We start from the raw sequence: 23,452 nt of genomic DNA, 5'->3' as shown, positions 1-23,452 counted from the left end.
TCGATAGACCATAATTGAATGTTCATATAATAACATTATAATATAAAAAGGCTATGCAGTATTTTGCATAGCCTTCTCTACTACTCTACAGTAATAGCATCTGTTGGGCAAGAGTCTTCAGCTTCTTTAGCTGAGTCTATAACACTATCATCTAATTTTTCATCTATGGCTACAGCTAGACCATCATCATCCATACTAAATACTTCTGGACAGATGCTAGTACATAGACCACAGCCTATACAAGCGTCCTTATCAACCACAGCTTTCATCCTAACGACCTCCTATGATTAAATTTGTTTAATATAAGTATACCCAGCAAATAAATTTTAAAATAATTATTGCCTATACTTGATTATTTTGTTCATCGTTCAATTCCGGCTCCACATGAACCATACAATGTTTTACATCTTCAATATTTTCCTCTATTAGATCATGTACTTTTTCTGCAATATCATGACCTTCTGTTACCGTAATATCTCCCTTAACCTGTATATCTATATCTACATATATTTTGTTTCCAAAGATTCGAGTCTTTAAATTTTTAATTCCCTTCACATCCTCCACTGAATATATTAGTTCTTCTATTTTGGAAATTGTTTCATCATCTGCAGCCTCATCTACCAGTCCTCTAACAGATTCAATGTATAGGTCTATGCCAACTTTAATAATAAAAACGCTTACTATAATAGCGGCAATAGGATCTAATATCTTTAAACCCAACCGTGCTCCTAAAATCCCTACAAAAGTGCCTACCGACGACAAAGCATCAGATCTATGATGCCAAGCATCTGCCTCCATAGACAAGCTTTTTATCTTTCTAGCAACCTTGATGGTGTACCTATACATAACTTCTTTAGTTGCAATAGATATTATTGCTGCTATTAAAGCAACACGCCCAGGAATTTGAATATCCCCACTTCTCAATACTTTTATACCTTCGTAGCCTATATATAATCCTGTAGCTCCTAATAATATACTTAATAACTTCGCAAACACCGGCTCATATTTTTCATGGCCATAGGGATGTTTTTCGTCAGCTTCCTTTGAAGATATCTTTAGCCCCATTAAAACAACGAAGGTTGTCAGTACATCAGATAATGTGTGAATACCATCTGCTAACATAGCACTACTTTTACCTATTATTCCAGCAACAATTTTTATTGCAGACAATATTATATTAGCTAATATGGTAATCCAAGATGCTTTTACCCCTAATCTATACTCTCCCATTCCTTTCCCTCCATGACGATATTATATGCTTAAAACCAATCAATTATCATAACAATTCTATTAATTGATAATAAGTATGACTTTTATTATATACCCATTTAATCAAAATATCCACTATTTTCCCTAAATAGAATTCATTATCAATTGATAATGATTATGAATATAACTAACTTATCAGGTTTATACAAACTCATTAAAAAATTACCCTCATTATTCGTTATAAATTACATTGAATATAGTGGTATAAATAGCTGCCGACTTTGGCATTATTGGCATAGGTACAGATACTATTAACTCCATACGATAACATCCTGGTCTATTGGACATATCCCTGAATCCTACACTTCTTATTTAATTCAAGATGGTTTACAGGGAAAACGAATTGGAATTCTCCATAGTTTTTTCGGAACAGAGGATATCCATAAAGAAGTAAATACCGTTATTTTCAACAGCCTTGAAAAAGTAAAAGAAAATGGAGCCACTCTAATAGACATTGAAGAAAATATAAATTCAGATAAACTCGTTGAAGAAGTTAGCGTACACCTTTATGACCTTAAAACACATTTAAACCGATATCTGAAAAGTTTAGCAGATAAATCTAAAGTACATTCTCTTCAAGATATAATAGAATCAGGTAATTACCACGACGGAATAGAAGAAAACATCAAATATGCTCAAACTCTTGACATTAACACAAATACATATAATAAACGTTTAATTAAACGATTGGAAACCCAAGATATGGTAATGGAAATCATGGCTAAATATGACTTAGATGCCATAGTATATCCTCATCAAAAACGCCCTGTTGTAAAAGTCGGAGAAGCACAGGTTGATAGAAATGGTGTTTTAGGATCTGTAACAGGTTTTCCATCGATCGTAGTTCCCGCAGGATTTACTAAACCTTCAAACACTGCACCTATAGGAGTGCCTATAGGAATTGAATTTATAAGCAAAAAATGGAACGAGCCAATTCTACTAGAAATTGCATATGCTTTTGAACAAGCAACTAAGTATCACAAACCACCTATTATGAAATAATAAAACCATATGGTAAAACTTTACCATATGGTTTTTAGCTTAATAATTATCTACTCAACAATGGTACCTTCTAGACCCTTTAACGCATCCTTAGCTTTGTCTAAGGATGTAATTATAGCCTTTCTTCCAGGTTTTGATTGTACAAATCTAATCCCTGCTAATACTTTAGGTAACATACTTCCAGGCGCAAAATGACCTTCTGCTACATACTTTTTCATATCTTCAGCCTTTACTCTACTCAAATTCTTTTGGTTAGGCTTTCCAAAGTTAATAGCTACCTTATCTACTGCTGTTAACATTACTAAAGTATCTGCATCTATATCCTCTGCTAGTCGTTGGGAAGCTAAGTCTTTATCAATTACTGCTGCAATACCTTTAAGCCTGTTCTCATCTTCTATAACAGGTACTCCGCCACCACCAACGGTTATCACAATATTATCATTGTCTATTAAAGTCCTTATAGTTTCAATTTCAACTATTCTCTTAGGTTCTGGTGACGCTACTACCCGTCTATATCCCCTACCTGAATCTTCTATCATGTCATACCCTTTTTCATCTATTAATTTATTTGATTCTTCCTCTGAATAAAAGGGTCCTATAGGTTTAGTGGGTTTACTAAAAGCTATATCCTCTTTGTCTACTACTACTTGAGTTACTACTGTCGCCACTGGTTTATCTATTTTTCTTTTTCTAAGTTCATCTCCTAAAGCCTGCTGCATATGATATCCAATCATCCCTTGGCTCATGGCTCCACATACATCAAATGGCATAGCTGGAGTAATCTCGCTTGCTATCTCATTTTGAATAACTATTCTACCTACCTGAGGACCATTGCCATGGGTTATAGTTAAAATATGCTCTTCTTCCACTATATCCACCAAATGTTCAACAGTTTTTCTTACTACTCTTAATTGAGCATCAGCAGTAGCCCCTTTATTTCCATCTTGTAAAGCATTGCCACCTAATGCAACTACGACCTTCTTCAATTCTATCCACCTCCACTATTAAGTATTATCTACTAACAATATCCATTATACTATGTACAAATAAAACTTTAGGCTTAAAAGCCTAAAGTTTTAAAAAATATTTTCTTTTTTTAATTCTTCAATCTGATCTTTTCCATAATCTAGCAATTCTTTTAGGATCTCTTCAGTATGTTCTCCCAAATTAATTAATATTTATCTATTAAAGAAATTCTTAATAAACCCTTTCACTTACCCCAATATATATATATGAATTATTATCTATTAGTACTTTTTATAACAACTATGTTTACTATTGTATTTATCTATATCATCCCTATACAAAAATAATTGTGTTATTATTAATATAGTATTGATAATGGAGGAATAAATATGATAATTGACACCCATATACATGAGAATAAGTATTCACCTGATAGCTTTATTGACCTAGAAAAAGCTATTGACATGGCCAAGATTACAGAACTAGATGCTATATGTATAACCAATCACGACAACAACTACCTAAGAAAAGATATAGGAGATTCTGCAAAGATAAATGGAGTACTTGTAATAGTAGGAACAGAGGTACTAACCTATCAAGGAGATATTCTAGTATTTGGATTGAAGGATATTCCTAAAGAAATGCTCCATGCTGAAGAGTTATTGGACTTGGTAAGAAAACACAATGGTGTAGCCATAGCTGCCCATCCATTTAGAAATAATAATAGAGGTTTGGAGAATCATTTACACGAGGTAGGTCATTTATTGTCCGGAGTGGAATCCTTTAATGGCAGCACCTATACCTACCACAACCTATATGCATATGCTACAGCTACAGAATTGGGATTGCCATCCTTAGGAGCTAGTGATGCTCATGTCATTGACAGAATTGGCATGTATGCAACTAAGTTTTATAATACCATAAGGGATCACAAGGATTTTATAGAAGCCATCAAATCAAAAGATTTTCACCCTGTTATGAGAAAAGATGGAAGGTATGTAGACTTTGATTATTGCTATGAAACCATTTTACCAACTAAAGAGGCCGTGGATGCCAAATATAGATAAAACAAAGCCCTAACTTTACAGTTTAGGGCTTTGTTTATCTATTCATCTCTATATACTATCTGTCCATCTAAAATAGTCATCTTTACCTTTGCATCTTTTATCTCATCCTCAGGTATTTCATATATGTTTCTAGATAATACTACTATATCAGCTAATTTTCCTTCTTCTATAGTACCCTTTATATCTTCTTCAAAGGAAGTATAAGCACCTCCAACAGTATAACCATGCACTGCTTCTTGAACAGTTAGCCTTTGCTCTGGCATCCAACCTCCGTCCGGTTTCCCTTTTAGGTCCTTTCTTGTCACAGCTTCATATATTCCCTTCAAAACATTTAAATCTTCCACAGGGCAATCAGAACCACAAGCTATGTTAACCTTACCATCTACTAAGGTTTTCCAATTATAACTGGTCTTTATCAGTTCAGGACCTACCCTAGATTCAGCTATCTGCCAGTCATAGTCCAAAAATATTGGTTGTATGTAAGCTGTCATATCTAGCTCTTTAAACTTATTTAATAGATATCTATCAGTTATTTGACAATGCACTATTCCATGACGATGATCATTCTTAGGGCTATTGTTTAATGCCTTTTCTATGGATTCAAAAGCCATATACATAGCCTTATCCCCAATGGCATGGATGGCTATTTGCATACCCCTACTATGAGCTATATCTACTAGATGATCTATTCCTTCTTGACTGAATACTGGTATTCCATATGTATGGGGTGCATCCTTATAAGGACTAGTTAAAGCAGCTGTTCTTGCCCCTAAAGAGCCATCTGCTACCAGCTTAAGTGGACCAATTTTGAAAAACTCATCTCCATATCCTGTGTTATACCCTTTGTCTAAAAATCCTTCTAGTCTACTTGAATCTTGAACTAAACATTGTTCATATACTCTTAGGCTTAGCTTTCCCTCTTCTTTTAATTCCTCATAAGCTGTAATAATCTTTTCGTAATTAGCATAGGATATTACCCCAAAATCATCAGTTTGTACCGAAGTAATACCATAGGCATTGGCCTTTTTTATAGCTACAAGAAGCATATCCTTTAACTCTTCAACGGAGGGCTCTGGTATTGCATTATTAATTAGTTCGATAGCATTTTCTCTAAATATCCCTAAGGGTTCACCATTTTCATCTATGTCGAATTCTCCACCTACTGGCTGTTTTGTATCCTTGGTTATATAGGCTAATTCCAATGCTTTACTATTTGTAATAGCTATATGACCACAAGCCCTAGTTAAAATAATCGGATACTCGGTAGATATTTTATCTAAATCATATCTATTTGGAAATCGATTGTCTCCTTGAAAATAATCGTCATTCCAACCCCTTCCCTTTATCCATTGATCCTTTTTTAAACTATTTTTATCTAGTATGCTTTTCACCTTTTGTATTATTTCATCTAAAGATGTGGTACCAGTTAAATCTATATTCTTAAGGAAGTTTCCATAATTCAATAGATGCATATGGCTATCGTTAAATCCTGGTAGTACTAGCTTCCCTCCTAAATCTATTATCTCTGTCCCCTCTTTTTTTAAATCCAATATCTCAGCTGTAGTACCAACTTTAGCAATTTTATCATCTTTAATTGCTAAAGCTTCAACAAAGGAATCCTTTTCATCCTGAGTTGCTATGACCCCATTTACTAAAAGCAAATCCATTAAAATCCTCCCCTCTAATTAAATAACTGAATACATTATACTATAATTTCATACTGATTATTGGCCTATCTTGTAGATCTGTTTAAATGGATTAATTGGGGTATATATACATATGCATGAAAATAATTAGATTTTATATAGGAGGCAAAAAATGATAAATGTAAAAGTATTTTCAGATTTTGGTTGTCCTTTTTGCTATATAGCTACAGGAATAGTGGATAAGCTTAAAGAAGAAGGCATCCCCTTGGATGTGGAATGGATACCCTACGAAATACATCCTGACGTTCCCATAGAAGGCGAAACTCTATACAAGAACTTTCCAAAAGAACAAGTAGATAAGATGTTCTTAATGTTAAATAGAATAGGCAAACCCTATGAAATTCAATATGGAGATGTGGATATAATTGTAAACACCAAGAGGGCCCTATTGGCTGGTGAGTATGCTAAAACCGTAGGGAAATACGATGAATTTTCAAAGGAAATATTTAAAGCTATATTTTTAGATGTAAATAATGTAGGCGAGGAAGAAGTTTTAAATCAAATAGCCCAAAATGCAGGATTAGCCGTAAATGAAATGAATAAGTTAATAGATCTAGGAAAATTTGATGATAATATTAAAAGGGCTAAGCAATTAGGCACTATACACAACATAGAAGAAGTACCTACCTTTGTAATTAAGGATAAGATAAAAGTGGGAAATGTAAGAAATTACAATAGGATAAAAAAGGCCATATTAGAAGCTGAATAGGTGTCCACTTCTTTTGATAATAATCTTAGTATAATAAACTGTGCAAAGCTAAGAAAGTTTGCACAGTTTATTATTCAATTTATTTTTCTGTTGTAGCTATTATATAATAGTCTCTAAAATCATCTCAGTAGTAGCAAACTTTCTGGATTAATATTTACATATACTAACCCCATAGAGTCAAAAGAGTGTTTGTTAAATTCATCCTGGGAAAGTTCTGCATATATATGAGAACTAGCATCCCTGCTATCCCTTGCTATACTGCTTAAAACCAAAGTATAAGAGCTCCTATTACGGATTACATCTATCAATTTTAACTCGAAAGAATTTTCCAATCCAATTTTAGGATACAAATTGATTTCATGTTTGTGTATACCAACATATTTTATATCCTCATCAATTATTTCCTTACATATTAACTCAACTCCCCAATCTATTGCATAAACCTTGTTCTCTGATATTTGTTCCACCTTTGATATATTTTCACACCCTGTTAAAATAGCCGAATTATAGGTCTTAGGATTGTTAAACAAACTCTCCTTATCTTTTATTTCCTCTATCTTCCCATCGTGTAGTATTGCAATTCTATCGCATATCCTATAGACCTCGTCTTTATTATGAGAAACATATATAGCACTTCCCTGATTTTCTCTTAATATATCAATAAGCTCTTGTTCCATTTTCCATCTCAAATGTTCATCTAATGCTGAAAAAGGTTCATCTAACATCAAAATCTCTGGCTCATTTACTAACATTCTTGCTAAAGCCACCCTTTGCTGCTGTCCACCTGACAATTGATGGGGATAATTATTCTCTAGACCTTTTAGAGAAAAGGTATTTATCTTCTCTTCAATAACTTTCTGTTTGTTCTTGCAGTTTTTAGGAACACCAATAGCTATATTTTCCTCTAAAGTCATATTAGGAAAAAGAGCATAGTTTTGAAACAACAATCCTACTTTTCTCTCTTGAGGTAATAAATTTATCTTTTCTTGGCTATCAAACAACACTCTATTGTTTAATACAATTTGACCTTCATCAGGTTTTTCAATTCCTGCAATACATTTTAAAGTCATACTCTTGCCACAGCCAGAAGCCCCCAGAAAAGCTAATGTTTCATCACAAGTTTCAAATTCTATATCTAATATAAAATCCCCGAAGTTCTTTTTGATCTTAACATATAGGATAGTTAATTGCCCCCTTTCCCAATCCTATTTATCTGTACAGTCTCAAACTTATCCATTAATAGTATGGTTATAAAAGACATAGTAGCCATTATTGCTACCCATCTATAAGCTAGAGCTCTGTTCCCAGCTTGAACTGCACTATATATAGCAACAGACATGGTCTGAGTCTTGCCTGGGATATTTCCTGCCAGCATAATAGTTGCCCCAAATTCACCTAAAGCTCTAGCAAAGGTTAATATTGTGCCGGCCATTATACTAGAAAAACTATTGGGAAGCATTATTTTAATAAATATTTGGTGTTCAGATAAACCTAAAGTTCTAGCTACATAGATCATATTTCTATCTAATTGTTCAAATGCCCCTCTTACAGTTCTATACATCAAGGGAAAAGCCACTACTGTAGATGCTATAACAGTTGCAGCATTACTAAATACAATAGAGATATTAAACCTTCCCAATACATTTCCTATAAAACTATTCTTACCAAATATGATCAATAGAAAGAATCCAACAACAGTAGGAGGTAAAACTAGTGGAAGGGTTAAAAATCCATCCACTAGCCCCTTAAATCTTTTTAGCTTTGTAATTAAAAACGCTATATAAATTCCTAAAAAGAAAGTAATAACAGTCGCAAATAATGCAGCTTTTAATGATATTAACAATGGTGAATAATTCATATTATCATTCATCCATTTCTACTTCATAGCAAAACCGTATTTTTCAAATATATTTTTGGCCTCATCTGTAGCTAGAAAATCGATAAAGGCTTTCGCACTATCTACATGTTTACTAGACTTAACTACAGCTGCTGGATAACTCACTTCCTTATGACTTCCTGCTGGAGCCTCAGTAATAATCTTTACCTTGTCCGATGTAAAAGCATCGGTCGCATAAACAATACCACAATCTACTTCCCCACTTTCAACCCAAGCTAGTACAGTTCGAACATCATTAGCTAGTATAAGTTTTGAGTTAATAGTATCTTTAATATTTAAATTAGAGAATATTTCCTCGCTATATTGGCCTACTGGAACATTGGAAGGATCTCCTATAGCAATTCTTTCAATATTTTCATTGATTAGATCATCAAAGGAGGAAATGTTTTTATCATCACCTTTAGGGGTAATCAACACAACTTTATTTATTAATAATGTCTTTCTACTATCTTCTAATATTTCCCCACCTTTTTCTAGTGTATCCATTTGTTTTTGAGCGGCTGATATGAATATATCTACGGGAGCTCCTTCTTCTATTTGAGTTTGCAATGCACCTGAACCGCCAAAAGTAAATGTTATTTTTGTATTAGGTTCATGGTTTTTATAAACCTCTTTTATTTCTTCTAGTACATCCGTTAAACTAGCAGCAGCAGATACTAATAACTCTATTTCTCCTTCTTCGATTTCATTAACGTTAGTTCCCCAACTATCTTGTTGTTTTTTGCTACACCCTACCATATATGTACTCGCTAAAATACACACAAACAGCAAAGTTAAAGTTTTTTCATATTCATTTTCCTCCTTTTTTTAGCCTATTTCATCGGACAGTTTTATTAATGAGTAGATAGAATAATTATAAGGCGTTCATCTTTTTTGAGATTATCGGTATTGTTTTAAAATCGTCCTATCTAATGGACGATTCCTATTAAAAATATTTGTTAAATAACTTCTCAGCTTCCTTATTTAATTCATCTACAAAGGATTGATACTTCGCTAACAGCTGTTCTCCTTCCTTAGTTAATTTAGTACTACCACCGTCTTTTCCACCAATAGTAGTAAGAAATAACGGAAAGCCTAAGCATTCTTCAGCTTCTTTAATGATTCTCCACCCCTTACTAGAAGAAAGTCCCATGCTCTCATATGCTCTTGATAAACTATTGGTCTCCTTTACAAGAGTCATAATCCTAGCAACCCCTGGACCAAAAGCAGCGTCGTCAGAAATAATCCTCGTCTTTATATCATAATTTAACTCTCTATCAGTTTCAAAAGTCATAATATTATCTTCTCATCCCTTGCATCTAATCACTCTAACTAAAAGTATTATATTATAAGTAAATAATAAATGCAAATAAATTTGTGTAAATATTAAAGCAAATTTAAACTAGATATGCTATAATAAAAAAATTATTGATTTCTATAAGTCCATTCTAATTATTAAATATCTTTTCTTTAAAACATATAAGGGGGAATTTTTAATGAAAGTCATGAGAGTAGAGGATGCTATAGGCACAGTACTAGCCCATGATATTACGGAAATAATACCTGGCGAATTTAAAGGAACAGCTTTCAGAAAGGGTCACATTATTCAGGAAGAAGATATAGAAAGGTTGCTGCGAATAGGTAAAGAGCATGTATATATTTATGAATTAAGTGAAAATGAGCTACATGAGGATGATGCAGCTATAGCCTTAGGAGATTTGATCTGCGGAGAGGGGGTCTATTATACAGCCCCTAAAGAAGGTAAAATCAATATAATGCCTAAGTATAGGGGATTGTTAAAAATAGATAGAGAACTATTAGATTCAATAAATGATCTCGAAAATATATGTCTGGCAACTATACATGGAAATATACCTATAGAAAAAGACCATCTAATAGGTGGATGTAGAATAATCCCTCTCACCATTGAAAAAGAAAAAATGTTAGAAGTAGAAAGAATAGTAAATAACAAAGGCCCAATTTTCAAAATAAAACCTTTTGATAGTCTTAAATCTTCTGTGATCATTACCGGATCTGAAGTTTATAAGGGTAGAATTGATGATAAATTTGGTCCAGTTATAGAAAATAAACTTAAAACATATGGTTCTAAGGTGTTTCATAAAACCATAGTTCCAGATGAAATAGATATAATAAGGGAAGAGATTTTGAAATCTAAAGATATGGGAGCAGAGCTTATCATAGTAACAGGCGGAATGTCCATAGATCCAGATGATAAAACCCCTGGAGCTATTAAATCTACAGGAGCTGATATCATAACCTATGGAACACCAATTTTACCTGGAGCCATGTTGCTATTTTCTTACCTAGATGGAATACCCCTATTTGGATTACCAGGATGTGTAATGTTTGCACGTACCACTGCCTTTGATTTGTTGTTACCTAGAGTGCTTGCGGGAGAGAAAATTGACCGTAAGGATATAACAAGAATGGGCTATGGTGGCCAATGTTTAGGCTGTGAAACCTGCACATTCCCTAATTGCCATTTTGGTAAATATTAACGACAAAGGCCATTATCTTAACTCGATAATGGCCTTTGTTTCATTATAGGCAAAGAAAGGCATTATCAATATTGATGATAAGGTATCTATTTCAAAGATTGTAGTGTTAGAAATAAATATTGGTTGACGGAGCGAGGAATAGACATCTGCTACTCCCCAACAATAGCTTGTATCCCAACGGTCAACCCCTTAACGATATCCTCTAAAGCCATACTTGGTGCAGCAGGTTTGGCTATGGCTTGGCTAGGAAGATAAGGTATATGTATAAACCCCCCTTTCATGTGGGGATATTTCTTTTCTATATTGTATAAAATACCATACATTACATGATTGCATACATAGGTACCAGCAGTATTGGATATTTCTGCTGGTATATGGTTTTCTTTCATAGCTTTTACCATCCTTTTAATGGGAAGGTTGGAGAAATAGGCTGTATCGCCATCCACAAATATAGGTTCGTCTATAGGTTGATTCCCTTCATTGTCAGGAATTCTTGCATCGTTTATATTAATAGCTACTCTTTCGATGGTTATTCTGTTCCTTCCTCCTGCCTGGCCAATGGATAAGACCACATCTGGCCTTTCCTCTTCCAAGGCTTTTTCTAATCTTTCTATGGATTTGTTAAATACAGTAGGTAGTTCCAATTTGATTATATTTGCCCCTAATATCTGATCTTCCAATCTGTTTATGGCTTCCAATGCTGGATTTATGTTCTCCCCTCCAAAGGGTTCAAAACCTGTGACCAATATTTTCATGTATATTACCTCCTATTAAAATTCTATTTTTATTATATCACCTATTTAGCCATTCCTTAAATTTGGAATAAATACATAAGTTAGTGCCTGCCACTAACATTTTGGGTATATATAGTTCAACTATTAGTTTAGGAGGGAAGATCGTGTTAAATATTAAGGTGTTTTCAGATTTTGCTTGTCCTTTCTGTTATCTAGCTACAAGGATATTTGACAGGCTTAAAAAGGATAAAGTGAAATTTACAGTGGAGTGGATTCCCTATGAGATGCATCCCGATATACCTGTAGAAGGCAGGAGTGTTGAATCCAAGCACCCAAAGGCTTACGCAGATAAAATGTTTGAGATGCAAAACAATATGGGAGCCGAATATGGAATCAAATATAATAAGCAAGAAATGGACTTTAATACCCACAGAGCCCTTTTAGTTGGAGAATATGCAAAAACTGTGGGCAAATACGATGAATTTTCTAAAGGGGTATTTAAAGCGTATTTTGTAGACCTAAAAAATATTGGTAAAAATGAAATCCTCGATCAAGTAGCAAAAGAAGCAGGACTTAATATCGATGAAATGAACCAATTAATTGATACAGGTAAGTTTGATTCAAAGCTTGAGGAAGCTAAAGAATTAATAATGAAATTTGAGGTAGAGGGTACCCCTACTTTTATTATTAATGATAAACATAAAATGGTAGGGATAAGACCTTATGATCAGATGAAAAGATCTTTTTTAGCTTATGAATAGAAGCCCTGCCCTACTTTGGGCAGTGGTTCTACACAGTTTTATACTCTAATTTGTCGTATAAACCATATCTATCTATTGCATTTTTAACTATTTTCATGATTAAGCCTTTATAACCTATGCCAGCTGCTTCTGCCATTTTAGTTATATCGCTATGACCTTTCATTAATCCTGGCAAAGAGTTTATTTCTAATACATAGGGAATCCCATCTTTTAATCTAATGTCAACTCTTGCATAATCCCGCATTTCTAAGGCCTTATAAGCTTTTACTGCTGTATTTTCTATTTTTTTCTTTGTCTCTTCTTTTAATCTAGCTGGTACATGGAATAGGGTCTTATCTCCATAATGAACCTTGACTTCAAAACTATAGATATTGTTTAAATGATCGGGTAAGTTTGAAAAGTCTACTTCCAATATAGGGAGTACGTCTATATTATCATTATTGCCTAGAACCCCTACGGTGAATTCTCTGCCTTCTATGAATTCGTTTATCATCATAGGTGGATTATATATTTCTAAGTCTTTTTGAATCCTTTGAATTAACTCTTCCTTATTAAACACCAAACTATTTTCATGGATTCCTCTGCTAGAACCCTCATCTTTAGGTTTTACTAAAACCGGATAATTGATATTCACATTTTCTATTTCCTTTATATCATATACATAGATAAAGTTTGGTGTTGGCACTCCTGATTCCTTGAAAATCCTGCAGGAATATATCTTGTTATATGCTAGACCATGACCTAAAGGTGATGAACCAGTGTAAGGTATGCCTGCATACTCTAGTACTGCTGGTAACTGAGATAATCTTGCATCGCCACGGATTCCATTGCATAGATTAAAAACCAGGTCTATCTTTTCCTTTTTCAGTTTTCCAACCGTGTTGTCGTCAAATACCATATCTATACAATCAAATCTTTCGGAAAGCACCCTTTTTATACCCTTTATGGTATTTCTCTTTTGTTTATCCTCCAATAACCCTTCTTCTGTAGGTAAATACTTGACTCTTGGCTTGTCAGTGATTATAGCTACTTTCACAAATATACATCTCCTTTATTTTATTAATAATTTAATCCATAGGCAAAAAGAGACATACCTTCCCCCCAGGTTATCCCCTATTTATATTATATAGATTTAAATTGATAATATCAAAAAAGCCACTGCATATATAGGCAGTGGCTCTTACCCTAGTTGGTATCCCATGCTAGAGATAATCGACTAACTAAAACCTTCGTTACATAGGCATATAGTGGTATATGAACTGCTTGGGCGATTACCCTTCCTGGAACCGTAGTTACCATCGGGACGCTGAATAGTGTTTGCATAAAATATGGTACTAAAAATATGGACGTGGTAATCTGACCTAATGCTATTGCCAATGTCAATTTCCAAAAGGAACTTTTAGCTTTCTGGTCTTTAAATAACATCATAACAACACCTGGTATTATCCCTGTTAAAGCTGCAGATATAGTAAAATGTGGCATATATGGACCCATAGGGCTCATAAAGTGCCCAATAACATCTCCTACTGCACCAACTACTCCCCCTGCTAAAGGTCCAAATACTATGCCTGCGAATATTACAGGATAGCCACCGAAGCCTATTCTAACAAGTTCGACTCCTCCACCACCTATCCTAATACTACCTACACGCGTTAATACGACATTAAGTGCAATTAAAAGACCAAAATAAGCAATGTTCTTTGTGCTAATTTTCTGCATACAAAAAAGCCTCCTTTCACAGTTGATATGACAGAACCGTCACATCTAGAAAGAGACTTCCTCTACGATGTGCCAGCGAACGCGACAGTTTAACGCAAGCTTATGACTAGCTCTTCGTTCAGAGGCAACGTCCCATCCTCTGACACTTTACGCAAACTATCTACTCTGTCATTATTATTTTTTAGTGACCTTATATTGCTAGTCAGCTATAGTATATACCATATACAAACATATTTCAAGTATATTATATAGCTTCTATATTTTCATAATCTAATAAATATTTTATTATTTGTAGCTCATTATTTTTTATGTTATAATGTTGACATTAATTTAATAAGTGGATGATAATTGTTGGAAATATCTAAATTGTAGATAACCGAAGGAGCAAGGGATAAGGTATGCGCTCGTCTTGTCTTGAAACTCTCAGGTTATGGACAGCAATTTGACACACCCCTGGAGAGTCCTTTAGAAGGACATCGAAGAAGCAATCTGTACTTTTGATGTACGGAGAAACTTTCAGATTCAAGGACAGGGTGGTAGAGTAGCAATAATTTTCATGCTATTGTACCTCCGTGTCTTTTTGTTTTTGGAATTTATCCGTATCCAAAAAAAGGACAAGTAATTTTAATACTATGGAGGGATTTCATGTTAACAATTGTCAAAGGAATGGGGTTATTACTATTAACCTTAGTATTATTCTCACTATTTAGTCTCAAAGCTCCTAAAGGGGACAAGGCCATGTCCGGTCTTGCTGGAGCCGCCATTGCAAGCTTTTTAGTTGAAGCAATTCACAAATACATTAGTGGCGATTTCCTTAACATTGTTTTTCTCAGTGAAGTTGGATCTTCTGCTGGCAGTCTAGCTGGAACAGCTGCTTGTTCATTAGTAGCCATAAATATGGGGGTTAATCCTGTATTTGCTTTAGTAGCTGGAGTAGCCTTGTCAGGAGTAGGTATACTTCCTGGGTTCATGGCGGGGTATGTCGTTGGTATGATTGCTCCCTTGTTTGAGAAGAAACTACCAGAAGGACTAAATATTGTTGTAGGTGCACTAACCATAGCCCCATTAGCAAGATTAGTAGCTATTGGAGTAACTCCTATTGTTGATGCAACCTTAATTAGTGTTGGTGAAGCAGTAACAGTTGCTGCAAATCAATCGCCTTTAGTCATGGGCTTTTTACTAGGAGGTATGATGAAAATAATTTGTACATCACCTTTAAGCTCTATGTCTGTGACTGCCATGCTCGGTCTTCAAGGTTTGGCTATGGGCATTGCTTCCGTTGCAAGCTTTGGTGGTGCTTTCACCAATGGGGTCGTATTTAAAAGGATGGAACTTGGCGATAAAAGCAATATTATAGGTGTAATGTTAGAACCCTTAACACAGGCTCATATAATTACTAAAAACCCAATACCTATATTTTTCTCTGACTTTATTGGTGGAGGATTAGCAGGTGTTGTAGCTGCATATTTTGGAATAATTAACAATGCTCCTGGTACTGCTGCACCTATACCTGGTTTTTTAGCCCCCTTCGGTTTTAATCCCCCGCTAAAAGTGTTGGCTGTTTTGGGTTTAGCTGCCATATGTGGGGTTGTAGGTGGTTATATAGGAACTAGTGTTATTAAATTTGTAGATGGAAAATATGATATTAATATAGATAAAAAAGCAATTACTAATAATTAATAAATGCCAGTACCTTCCTAGGAAAGTACTGGCATTTATCAATAGTCAAGAAGAAAATTCTGTACTTAGCTCATATAGTTGATTATATATATTACCATCTTCTTTTTCTGATTTTTTCTTAAAGAAGGTCTTACCAAATTTACTAGCAATCCAAAGTCCTAATCTCCTCATACCTGCCTCAAACCCAAATATCTTGAATATTTTCATGGCTCCTGAAAAGTTATAGAACTCATTTACAGCTTTAAAAAATTCAAATTCCAATTCCCAAGGTGACATGTTTTTGGGCTCAAATACAACATTCATCATATCGTAATATTGCCAATCCTTAATTAATAGCCTATCCTCCTTTTCAAACTGCTCATATAGAGGAGTACCTGGATAAGGCGTTAAGATGGCTGGTTGCAATTGGTATGCATTGATCTTTTTTGAAAACTTAACAGCCTTTCTAATATCCTCCTTGGTATCATAATCTAAACCTAATACTATACTTGCAATTAACCGTATCTTATATTTTTCTAACATTTCTCCACAGTATTCAATATCTTCTTTTTTCTGCTTTTTGTCAATATAATCTAGAGATTCTTGATTTAAGGATTCGATTCCTATTAATACCCGGTTTAAATGGGCATCTCTTAGTAGTGCTAAAAGTTCTTCATCTTTTGCTAAATCGGTTCTACCAAAGAAGAAAGTCTCATTAAACACCAGATCGTTTTGAATCATCTTGGTTAGTATTTTCTTTGCTCTCTCCCTGTTTGCAGTAAAATTGTCATCTTCAAAGTTTACATATTCAAATCCCATTTCCTTGTACATTTCTAATTCCTCTATTACATTGTCTGGGCTACGGTACCTATATGGATAAAACATCCTAGAAGTAGTACAGAATATACAGCTAAAGGGACAACCTCTTGATGTCATTAAATTAGCTACTTGACATGGGGTTTTTAATACACTGTAATCAGGAAAAGGAATACTATCTAAATCTTCTACTGGTGGAGCATATACTATTTTTTCTTTTATATTTCCTTCGATTAAGTCAACAATAACAGTTTCTGCTTCGCCTACTACTACTTGGTCTGCATACCTTAGGGCTTCTTCAGGTAAAGCTGATGCGTGCATACCCCCTATTATTACCCTTTTTTTATACTCTCTTTTAAATATATTTGCCAGTTCATAGGCTCTAGGTGCATTGGAAGTCATGGTATATATACATATTACATCTGCATCATCAATATTTTCTGGTTCTAAATCCTTATAAAGTTCTTCATATACCTCTACTTCATGGCCTTCTCTCTTCAATATGCTCCCTAGAATCAATGGTCCTGTTATCGAATTGCTGCGTCCATAAAAAGAACCCCCTAATCTATATACCCAGTTTCTTCTTATATCTGCTGCTGGTGTTATAAAAACCACCTTCACAACGCTCATCTCCTTTAAATTATATAAATTTTAACAAATTAGTGCATTTTTCTGTAACATAAAGAAAAATTAATATAGAGGCTTTTAGGTCTAGTCAGAACCTTTACTGCTATGTAATGCTCTATATTTCAACCTTACAGAAGTATATGGAATTTTAATCTTTGGATAAGAGCAACTTTTTCTATTAAATTTAATATTATATCCATCAGACGTAGCTATGATAGTCCCTCTTTTATCAGTACGATATAAGGTGGCACCTATACTGTTAAGTCTATCTAGAACACATTTATCAGGTTGTCCATAAAAACTATTATATCCTACGCTAATTACTGCATATTTGGGAGAGACTGCTTTTAAAAATTCTTCACTAGACGAGGTGCAGCTTCCATGATGACCCACTTTTAATACATCGGACCTTACACTTCTATTGTGGTTCAACATTTCCTTTTCAGAATGCTGTTCTGCATCAGCTGCAAATAAAAAGGAGGTATCTTTATACACAAGTCTTGTAACTATGGAATAGTCATTTATTCTTTCATATCCCTCTCCATTAGGTGCGAGAATTTTTAAATTTAAATCCCCTACCTTAAGGGATTTGCCTGCCACTGGATTGATCAAATTTATATCTTTTTTCTTTATCAGTTCTAATAATTGAACATGTTTCTTATGATGCCTCTTCGTTTCGTAAGGATTTTTATTGTTTATTATTATATTATCTATGGGCATGTTATTTATTATTCTGGGCAGGCCCCCAATGTGGTCATTGTGAGGGTGGGTTACTATAAGATAATCCAACTTGTCTATACCAATATCCCTTAGATATCGTAAAATAGGCTTGCCACTCATCCAATATCCGCCATCTATCAAAATATTCGTATTTCCTTGTTGGACTAATATGGAGTCAGCCTGTCCAATGCTTAAAAAATGAACCCTTAAATCCTTGAACCTTTTAGGTTTTATACTATGGGTTTTGCTATTAGCTTTCATCTTAAGTGTTCTTATATTAAAAAAAGAATGAAATACTGCTATAGCACTTATTATTACAAGTATGGTGGATATTATAAGGGTGTTTTTACTAATACTATAGCTATAGCCTACTTGGTACCAACCAGCTATATCCATGAAGGAAAAAAGTGCAAAAGGTGTTGACATAAGAAACAATAACATTCCCAAGCTATGTATGAAATAATATATAGATATTAAATAATATAAAACCGCAACGACAGATTTCCAAAGTGTGCTACTGCGAAACCCAGGGATTATGCTTAGGAGATTCATCGAATACCCCTTTCTTTTTTCATATATTACCATTATATCACAATACGTTATTATTTAACAATCTTAGACAAATTAAAACAAAGATGTCTTCACTTAAATAAAAGTTGGACATCTTCGTTTTAATTGGAATTTATATGTCTAGTAAAATCTATTTCTTATTAATTAATGCAATTAACTAAGTACTTCTTCTCCTGTGGGTTTTTCATCCTCCTCTATTTGTTTCTTATCTTCAGGAATTATTATGTTTAACAGTATTGCAACTAAACATGCTATTACTATGCCAGAACCTCCAAATATCAATTTTATAACTTCTGGGAAGTGTTCCATCGCAGCTGGTACAGAGGATAATCCTATACCAAATACTAGGGATAGACCTATTATTACTTTAGATCTATCAGTTAACGGTTCTTGGGTTAGTATGTCTATTCCCGTAAGGGTTATTTGGGAGAATATAATGAGAGATGCTCCTCCAATTACAGATTGAGGAATAGTAGCAACTACTGCCCCAAGCTTAGGAATTAATCCAGCTAATATAAGAAATACTGCACCTACAGCCACTACATATCTGCTCATTATCTTCGTAAAAGCTACCATACCAACGTTTTGACTAAAGGAAGTGGTTGGTAGCCCATTGAATATAGATGCAAATACACTGCCTAGTCCATTAGCTATAACAGAACCGGACAATTCCTTATCTGTAGCTTCTCTTCCTGCTCCACCTATGGTAATAGCTGATACATCACCAACAGTTTCAACAGCAGTTACAATGAACATTATAATCATAGGTATGATTGCTCCTGCTTTGAATTCCATTCCAAAATAAAAAGGTTTAGGTATAGCAAACCACCCTGCTTCTTTAATTGGTGTAAAATCTATCATGCCTAAAGGTAATGCTATTAAATACCCAACTACCATACCTATTAATATAGACGATGTTTTTGCAAAACCTTTAGCAAATTGATTCAATGCCAATACAACAAATAGTACCACTAAACCTACTAGCCAATTCTTAGGAGATCCAAAGTCTGGGGCACCATTTCCACCAGCTAAAGAAGTTATTCCTGTTGGAAGTAAGGATAATCCAATAGTAAGCACAACTGTTCCTGTAACAATATTTGGGAAGAACTTTCTTAATGGTTTCAAGAAGCATCCTAATACCGCACAAAAAAGTCCTCCTACTAAAGTAGCCCCTAATAAGCCAGGCATACCAAAATTTTTAGCTATTATTATATTGGTAGGTAGAAAACCGAAGCTAGTTCCCATCATTACAGGCAATTTTGCTCCTGTGCTGCCAATAGGATGAGTCTGCATTAAAGTACCTACGCCCGCTACTACCATGGCACTTTGAACTAATATTACCATATCTTGTCCTTCTATACCTATTAGTCCACCTACTATCATTGCCACGGCTATATTACTAAGGAACATTGCAAATACGTGTTGTAAACCTAGCGGAAGCGCTTCCTTAAAAGGCGGCACCCCATTAACATCGTATTTGCTAGTGCTTTTAGGATTTTTGATTGAATCAAATAATTTTGACATTTTCATTCCTCCTATTGATAATTCTTTAAGCGTTGATTAACTCCTTCTTTTTGCTGATAATCTTCTATTCATTTATTTTCAACAATTCCATGTATACCTTCTCCGGTATAGCTGGTAGTTCTCTAATTCTAACACCGGTAGCATTGTAGATTGCATCGGTTATGGCTGGTGCTACTGGGTTTACTACTACTTCGCCTATGGATTTGGCTCCATAGGGACCGGTTTTTTCATAGCCTTCTGCTAGTTCTACTACTACTTTTCCGATATCCTTTCTAGTGGGCACTTTGTATTCCATGAAGGTGTCGGTCATTAGTCTTCCATTTTCGTCGTATTTTACTTCTTCGTATAGGGCTAGGCCTATGCCTGTTGTTATTCCACCTTCTATCTGGACTTTTGATAGTTTTGGATTGATAGGGGTGCCACAGTCTACTACTCCTACGAATTCTACTACATCTACCTTTCCTGTTTCTAAGTCTACTTCTACTTCTGCAAAGCCTGCCATATAGGGTGGTACATTTTTTTCTGGTACGAAGGATCCGGTGGTAGATAGTTGAATGAATTGATGGTTGTAGGTTATCCTCTTTGAAAAATCTGATAGAGTTATATATTCTTCTGTTTCTATGTTTTTAATGGTGTTGCCATCAAATTGTATATTGTCTATGGTGGTGTTAAAGTGTATGGCTCCGTGATGTTTTATTAAATCTACCATTTTTTCTGCTGCGTCTATTACTGCATTGCCTGTGGTGTAAGTGGTGCTGGATGCATAGGCTCCTGCGTCAAAGGGTGTTAAGTCTGTGTCGGATGAGTAGACTACTATTTTGTCTAATGAAACTCCTAGGGTTTCTGCTGCTATTTGGGCTAATATGGTGTCACTTCCAGTGCCTAGGTCTGTTGCTCCCATTAATAGGCTGAAGAATCCATCGGTGTTTAGTTTTAGTGTGACGGAGGCCATGTCTATTTTGGGTAGTCCTGAGCCTTGCTGGGCTATGGCCATGCCTACTCCTCTTACTTTTGTTTCGCTTATTTGAACTTTTGGATATTTTTCATCCCATTTGATTAGTTCTTTGCCCTTTGTAACACAGTGCTCTAGCATACAGCTGTCCATGTACATTGGTCTGTCGCCCCAGCCCTTGGTGGTCATGTTTAGTAGTTTTGTGGTTTCGCCTTGTTTTATCATGTTTATATCTCTTATTTCTGTTGGATCCATGTTTAATTCTATGGCTAGTTCGTTTATGGCGGATTCTATGGCGAAGGTTCCTTGGGTTACTCCAAATCCCCTTAGGGCTGCTCCTGGTACTTTGTTGGTGTACATGGCTTTTCCATGGTATCTACAGGCTTCTACTTTGTTGTATAGGGGCAGTACTTTTTGTCCTGCTGCAGCTATGGTGGTCTGACTATGTTCTCCATAGGCTCCTGTGTCGGATATTCCTACCATGTCTATGGCTTTTATTTTCCCATCTTTTGTGGCTCCTAGGGTTATGTCAAATTTCATTGCATGTCGGGAGTTGGTGCCTCTGAATACTTCTTTTCTGGTATATACTATTTTTGCCGGTTTGCCTGTTTTTAGTGTTACTAGGGCTGGATAAAATTCTGCGTTGGCTGTTTGTTTGGCTCCAAATCCTCCTCCTATTCTTGGTTTTATGACTCTTATTTTGCTTTCTGGTATTCCTAGGGCTGTTGATAGTATCCTCCTTACGTGGAAGGGTATTTGGGTGGATGTGACTACTATTAGTCTTCCATACATGTCTATATAGGTGTAGGCCCTTTGAGTTTCCATCATGGCTTGTGCCTGGGCTTGGGAGCTGTAGGTTCTTTTGATTATTACGTCAGATTCTTTTAGGGCTTTGTCTACTTCTCCTAGTTCTAGTTCTACTTGACAGGCTATGTTTCTACTCTTGTCAAATCCTATATCTACCATGGCGAAGCTGTCTTCTTCTGGATGGACTAGGGATGGATGTCCATCGGCTTCTTCATAGTCTAGTACTGGTTCTAATATTTCATAGTCTACTTTTATGATTTTCATTGCTTTCATTGCTGCTTTTTCATCTGTTGCTGCTATTATGGCTACTTCGTCTCCTACATGTCTTACGTATTCATCTAGTATGAATTTGTCGTAGGGTGAAAGTTCTGGATAGCACTGGCCTGCTCTGGTAAAGGGTGTTCTTTTTATGTCCTTGTAGGTTAGGATACATTCTACTCCAGGAATTTTTTCTGCAACTTTTGTGTTTATGTCTTTTATTCTTGCAAAGGCATGGGGGCTTCTTAGTATTTTGACTATTAGGGCGTCTTTGGGTGCTAGGTCATCGGTGTATACGGGTTTTCCCTCTACTAGTCCTTTGCCGTCTATTTTTGAGTATGATTTATTTACTATTTTCATTTTTCCTCGCCTCCAGGTATTTCTTAATAGCCCTTAGCTGTCCTGTGTATCCTGTACATCTACATAGATTGCCGCTTAGATAATGGAGTATTTCTTCGTCGGTTGGTTCTTTTATGTGTTTTTCCATGTGTAATATATTCATTATTAGTCCTGTGCTACAGTAGCCACATTGTTCTACTCCTTCTTCTACTAAATATTCTCCTACTTTTTTAGCTTCTTCTTTTACTCCTTCGATGGTGGTTATTTCATGGCCTGCTGCTTTTGCTGATAGTATTGCACAGGATAGTATGGCTTTTCCATCCATGTGAACGGTACAGCATCCACAGACTCCAGTGTCACATCCTTTTTTTACACTGGTATAGCCATTGTTTCTCAAGGTGTCTACTAGGTATTCATCTGGTGATATATCAAATTGTTTGTTTTGTCCATTTACTTTTATTTCAATCTTCATAGCCTAATACCTCCATTAACCCTTGTTTTACCAGTACATTGCATATTTGCTTTCTGTAGAAACTACTTCCCCTAGTGTTGGTGCCAAATACTAGCTCTTCTGATGCTATCTTTGCTGCTTTGTGAATGTCTTCTTTTGTTATTTGATTGTCTAATCTATCTAAGTGTTTCATGGCTTCATAGGCTAGGGTAGCTCTATTAGGCCTTGCTCCTACTGCGATTCTAAACTTTCCATCTAGATTGGATAGGGCTACATTTAGTATGGCATAGTCTCCTTTACAATTTCGCATGGATAAAAAGGTGGCTTTTCTATTATCTTTTTTGATGCTTAGATTTTCCAAAATATCTTCTTCCTTTGGTCCTTCCTTTAGGAATCTTTCT

22 protein-coding genes, 1 pseudogene and 2 riboswitches are annotated in these 23,452 nt (G+C 35.1%); of the genes and pseudogenes, 6 read left to right on the top strand and 17 right to left on the bottom strand.

Features of this window, described 5'->3' with window-relative positions:
* Positions 1-80: 80 nt before the first annotated feature.
* The gene (locus tag C3E88_RS06695) at positions 81-269 is read right to left on the bottom strand and encodes a ferredoxin (protein ID WP_236909394.1); all 189 of its coding nucleotides are present in this window, start codon (positions 267-269) and stop codon (positions 81-83) included.
* A gap of 73 nt (positions 270-342) precedes the next feature.
* On the bottom strand, positions 343-1,230 hold the full coding sequence (locus tag C3E88_RS06690; protein ID WP_236909393.1) for a cation diffusion facilitator family transporter: 888 nt from the start codon (positions 1,228-1,230) through the stop codon (positions 343-345).
* Between the two features lie 303 nt (positions 1,231-1,533).
* Between C3E88_RS06690 and C3E88_RS06685 the strand changes: the two genes are divergently transcribed.
* Positions 1,534-2,271, top strand: a complete 738-nt coding sequence (locus tag C3E88_RS06685; RefSeq protein ID WP_336513073.1) for an amidase family protein — start codon at positions 1,534-1,536, stop codon at positions 2,269-2,271.
* A 50-nt stretch (positions 2,272-2,321) separates the two neighbouring features.
* Here C3E88_RS06685 and arcC read toward each other — a convergent pair whose 3' ends face one another.
* Positions 2,322-3,257: a carbamate kinase gene (gene arcC / locus C3E88_RS06680; protein ID WP_236909392.1), complete on the bottom strand. Its 936-nt coding sequence runs from the start codon at positions 3,255-3,257 to the stop codon at positions 2,322-2,324.
* Positions 3,258-3,626: 369 nt separating this feature from the next.
* On the opposite strand from arcC, the gene C3E88_RS06675 reads away from it, so the two are divergent.
* Positions 3,627-4,304 (top strand): PHP-associated domain-containing protein, encoded by a 678-nt coding sequence (locus C3E88_RS06675; protein WP_236909391.1) that lies wholly within the window; start codon positions 3,627-3,629, stop codon positions 4,302-4,304.
* 38 nt (positions 4,305-4,342) lie between these two features.
* Here the strand turns inward: C3E88_RS06675 and C3E88_RS06670 are convergent, their stop codons facing one another.
* Positions 4,343-5,971, bottom strand: a complete 1,629-nt coding sequence (locus C3E88_RS06670; protein WP_236909390.1) for an amidohydrolase — start codon at positions 5,969-5,971, stop codon at positions 4,343-4,345.
* Between the two features lie 151 nt (positions 5,972-6,122).
* Between C3E88_RS06670 and C3E88_RS06665 the strand changes: the two genes are divergently transcribed.
* Complete coding sequence (locus tag C3E88_RS06665) at positions 6,123-6,719, top strand: DsbA family oxidoreductase (RefSeq protein ID WP_236909389.1); 597 nt, start codon at positions 6,123-6,125, stop codon at positions 6,717-6,719.
* 119 nt (positions 6,720-6,838) lie between these two features.
* On the opposite strand, the gene C3E88_RS06660 is transcribed toward C3E88_RS06665, so the two are convergent.
* The 4 genes from C3E88_RS06660 to C3E88_RS06645 all read right to left on the bottom strand — a co-directional run bounded on the left by C3E88_RS06660 (position 6,839) and on the right by C3E88_RS06645 (position 9,889).
* Positions 6,839-7,852 carry a sulfate/molybdate ABC transporter ATP-binding protein gene (locus C3E88_RS06660; protein WP_336513072.1) on the bottom strand — a complete coding sequence of 338 codons (1,014 nt, stop codon included), beginning with the start codon at positions 7,850-7,852 and terminating at the stop codon, positions 6,839-6,841.
* 50 nt (positions 7,853-7,902) lie between these two features.
* Positions 7,903-8,577 (bottom strand): molybdate ABC transporter permease subunit, encoded by a 675-nt coding sequence (gene modB, locus C3E88_RS06655; protein ID WP_236909387.1) that lies wholly within the window; start codon positions 8,575-8,577, stop codon positions 7,903-7,905.
* A gap of 18 nt (positions 8,578-8,595) precedes the next feature.
* On the bottom strand, positions 8,596-9,354 hold the full coding sequence (gene modA / locus C3E88_RS06650) for a molybdate ABC transporter substrate-binding protein (protein ID WP_236909386.1): 759 nt from the start codon (positions 9,352-9,354) through the stop codon (positions 8,596-8,598).
* A gap of 187 nt (positions 9,355-9,541) precedes the next feature.
* Positions 9,542-9,889 carry a helix-turn-helix domain-containing protein gene (locus tag C3E88_RS06645; RefSeq protein WP_236909385.1) on the bottom strand — a complete coding sequence of 116 codons (348 nt, stop codon included), beginning with the start codon at positions 9,887-9,889 and terminating at the stop codon, positions 9,542-9,544.
* Positions 9,890-10,091: 202 nt separating this feature from the next.
* Between C3E88_RS06645 and C3E88_RS06640 the strand changes: the two genes are divergently transcribed.
* Positions 10,092-11,114, top strand: coding sequence for a molybdopterin-binding protein (locus C3E88_RS06640; protein WP_236909384.1), 1,023 nt, complete (start codon positions 10,092-10,094; stop codon positions 11,112-11,114).
* Between the two features lie 149 nt (positions 11,115-11,263).
* Here C3E88_RS06640 and pcp read toward each other — a convergent pair whose 3' ends face one another.
* Positions 11,264-11,869 carry a pyroglutamyl-peptidase I gene (gene pcp, locus C3E88_RS06635; protein ID WP_236909383.1) on the bottom strand — a complete coding sequence of 202 codons (606 nt, stop codon included), beginning with the start codon at positions 11,867-11,869 and terminating at the stop codon, positions 11,264-11,266.
* Between the two features lie 143 nt (positions 11,870-12,012).
* Here pcp and C3E88_RS06630 point away from each other — a divergent pair, with 143 nt between their 5' ends.
* A complete protein-coding gene (locus tag C3E88_RS06630) occupies positions 12,013-12,609 on the top strand; it encodes a DsbA family oxidoreductase (RefSeq protein ID WP_236909382.1) in 597 nt (198 codons plus the stop codon).
* Between the two features lie 28 nt (positions 12,610-12,637).
* On the opposite strand, the gene C3E88_RS06625 is transcribed toward C3E88_RS06630, so the two are convergent.
* On the bottom strand, positions 12,638-13,645 hold the full coding sequence (locus tag C3E88_RS06625; RefSeq protein WP_236909381.1) for a D-alanine--D-alanine ligase family protein: 1,008 nt from the start codon (positions 13,643-13,645) through the stop codon (positions 12,638-12,640).
* Positions 13,646-13,794: 149 nt separating this feature from the next.
* The gene (locus C3E88_RS06620) at positions 13,795-14,328 is read right to left on the bottom strand and encodes a folate family ECF transporter S component (protein WP_236909380.1); all 534 of its coding nucleotides are present in this window, start codon (positions 14,326-14,328) and stop codon (positions 13,795-13,797) included.
* A gap of 71 nt (positions 14,329-14,399) precedes the next feature.
* Positions 14,400-14,498: riboswitch (THF riboswitch) on the bottom strand.
* Between the two features lie 273 nt (positions 14,499-14,771).
* Positions 14,772-14,870: riboswitch (glycine riboswitch) on the top strand.
* Between the two features lie 103 nt (positions 14,871-14,973).
* On the opposite strand from C3E88_RS06620, the gene C3E88_RS06615 reads away from it, so the two are divergent.
* Entirely contained in the window at positions 14,974-16,008 is a 1,035-nt protein-coding gene (locus tag C3E88_RS06615; protein WP_236909379.1) for a PTS sugar transporter subunit IIC, read from the top strand.
* 45 nt (positions 16,009-16,053) lie between these two features.
* Here the strand turns inward: C3E88_RS06615 and C3E88_RS06610 are convergent, their stop codons facing one another.
* From C3E88_RS06610 to C3E88_RS06585, 6 genes and pseudogenes are all read right to left on the bottom strand, one after another.
* The gene (locus C3E88_RS06610) at positions 16,054-17,424 is read right to left on the bottom strand and encodes a B12-binding domain-containing radical SAM protein (RefSeq protein ID WP_236909378.1); all 1,371 of its coding nucleotides are present in this window, start codon (positions 17,422-17,424) and stop codon (positions 16,054-16,056) included.
* 90 nt (positions 17,425-17,514) lie between these two features.
* The gene (locus C3E88_RS06605) at positions 17,515-18,591 is read right to left on the bottom strand and encodes a ComEC/Rec2 family competence protein (RefSeq protein ID WP_236909377.1); all 1,077 of its coding nucleotides are present in this window, start codon (positions 18,589-18,591) and stop codon (positions 17,515-17,517) included.
* A 282-nt stretch (positions 18,592-18,873) separates the two neighbouring features.
* Positions 18,874-20,244 (bottom strand): uracil-xanthine permease family protein, encoded by a 1,371-nt coding sequence (locus C3E88_RS06600; protein WP_236909376.1) that lies wholly within the window; start codon positions 20,242-20,244, stop codon positions 18,874-18,876.
* Between the two features lie 64 nt (positions 20,245-20,308).
* Positions 20,309-22,621 (bottom strand): xanthine dehydrogenase family protein molybdopterin-binding subunit, encoded by a 2,313-nt coding sequence (locus tag C3E88_RS06595; RefSeq protein ID WP_236909375.1) that lies wholly within the window; start codon positions 22,619-22,621, stop codon positions 20,309-20,311.
* The gene (locus tag C3E88_RS06590) at positions 22,605-23,072 is read right to left on the bottom strand and encodes a (2Fe-2S)-binding protein (protein ID WP_236909374.1); all 468 of its coding nucleotides are present in this window, start codon (positions 23,070-23,072) and stop codon (positions 22,605-22,607) included. Before C3E88_RS06590 ends, C3E88_RS06595 begins: the two co-directional genes overlap by 17 nt.
* Positions 23,062-23,452, bottom strand: a pseudogene (locus C3E88_RS06585) (FAD binding domain-containing protein); the annotation flags it as partial. The pseudogene C3E88_RS06585 and the gene C3E88_RS06590, both read right to left, overlap by 11 nt.

Source organism: Clostridium sp. Cult3 (assembly GCF_021655115.1).
Classification (GTDB): domain Bacteria; phylum Bacillota; class Clostridia; order Tissierellales; family Tepidimicrobiaceae; genus PPXY01.
This window is presented reverse-complemented; position numbering and strand designations above follow the sequence as displayed.

Bases quoted from the DNA above. Each gene is read 5' to 3' on its own strand.
- C3E88_RS06695 (WP_236909394.1), bottom strand. From the start codon at position 269: ATGAAAGCTGTGGTTGATAAGGACGCTTGTATAGGCTGTGGTCTATGT.
- C3E88_RS06690 (WP_236909393.1), bottom strand. From the start codon at position 1,230: ATGGGAGAGTATAGATTAGGGGTAAAAGCATCTTGGATTACCATATTA.
- C3E88_RS06675 (WP_236909391.1), top strand. From the start codon at position 3,627: ATGATAATTGACACCCATATACATGAGAATAAGTATTCACCTGATAGC.
- C3E88_RS06670 (WP_236909390.1), bottom strand. From the start codon at position 5,971: ATGGATTTGCTTTTAGTAAATGGGGTCATAGCAACTCAGGATGAAAAG.
- C3E88_RS06665 (WP_236909389.1), top strand. From the start codon at position 6,123: ATGATAAATGTAAAAGTATTTTCAGATTTTGGTTGTCCTTTTTGCTAT.
- modB (WP_236909387.1), bottom strand. From the start codon at position 8,577: ATGAATTATTCACCATTGTTAATATCATTAAAAGCTGCATTATTTGCG.
- modA (WP_236909386.1), bottom strand. From the start codon at position 9,354: ATGGTAGGGTGTAGCAAAAAACAACAAGATAGTTGGGGAACTAACGTT.
- C3E88_RS06645 (WP_236909385.1), bottom strand. From the start codon at position 9,889: ATGACTTTTGAAACTGATAGAGAGTTAAATTATGATATAAAGACGAGG.
- C3E88_RS06640 (WP_236909384.1), top strand. From the start codon at position 10,092: ATGAAAGTCATGAGAGTAGAGGATGCTATAGGCACAGTACTAGCCCAT.
- pcp (WP_236909383.1), bottom strand. From the start codon at position 11,869: ATGAAAATATTGGTCACAGGTTTTGAACCCTTTGGAGGGGAGAACATA.
- C3E88_RS06620 (WP_236909380.1), bottom strand. From the start codon at position 14,328: ATGCAGAAAATTAGCACAAAGAACATTGCTTATTTTGGTCTTTTAATT.
- C3E88_RS06615 (WP_236909379.1), top strand. From the start codon at position 14,974: ATGTTAACAATTGTCAAAGGAATGGGGTTATTACTATTAACCTTAGTA.
- C3E88_RS06605 (WP_236909377.1), bottom strand. From the start codon at position 18,591: ATGTTATTGTTTCTTATGTCAACACCTTTTGCACTTTTTTCCTTCATG.
- C3E88_RS06600 (WP_236909376.1), bottom strand. From the start codon at position 20,244: ATGTCAAAATTATTTGATTCAATCAAAAATCCTAAAAGCACTAGCAAA.
- C3E88_RS06595 (WP_236909375.1), bottom strand. From the start codon at position 22,621: ATGAAAATAGTAAATAAATCATACTCAAAAATAGACGGCAAAGGACTA.
- C3E88_RS06590 (WP_236909374.1), bottom strand. From the start codon at position 23,072: ATGAAGATTGAAATAAAAGTAAATGGACAAAACAAACAATTTGATATA.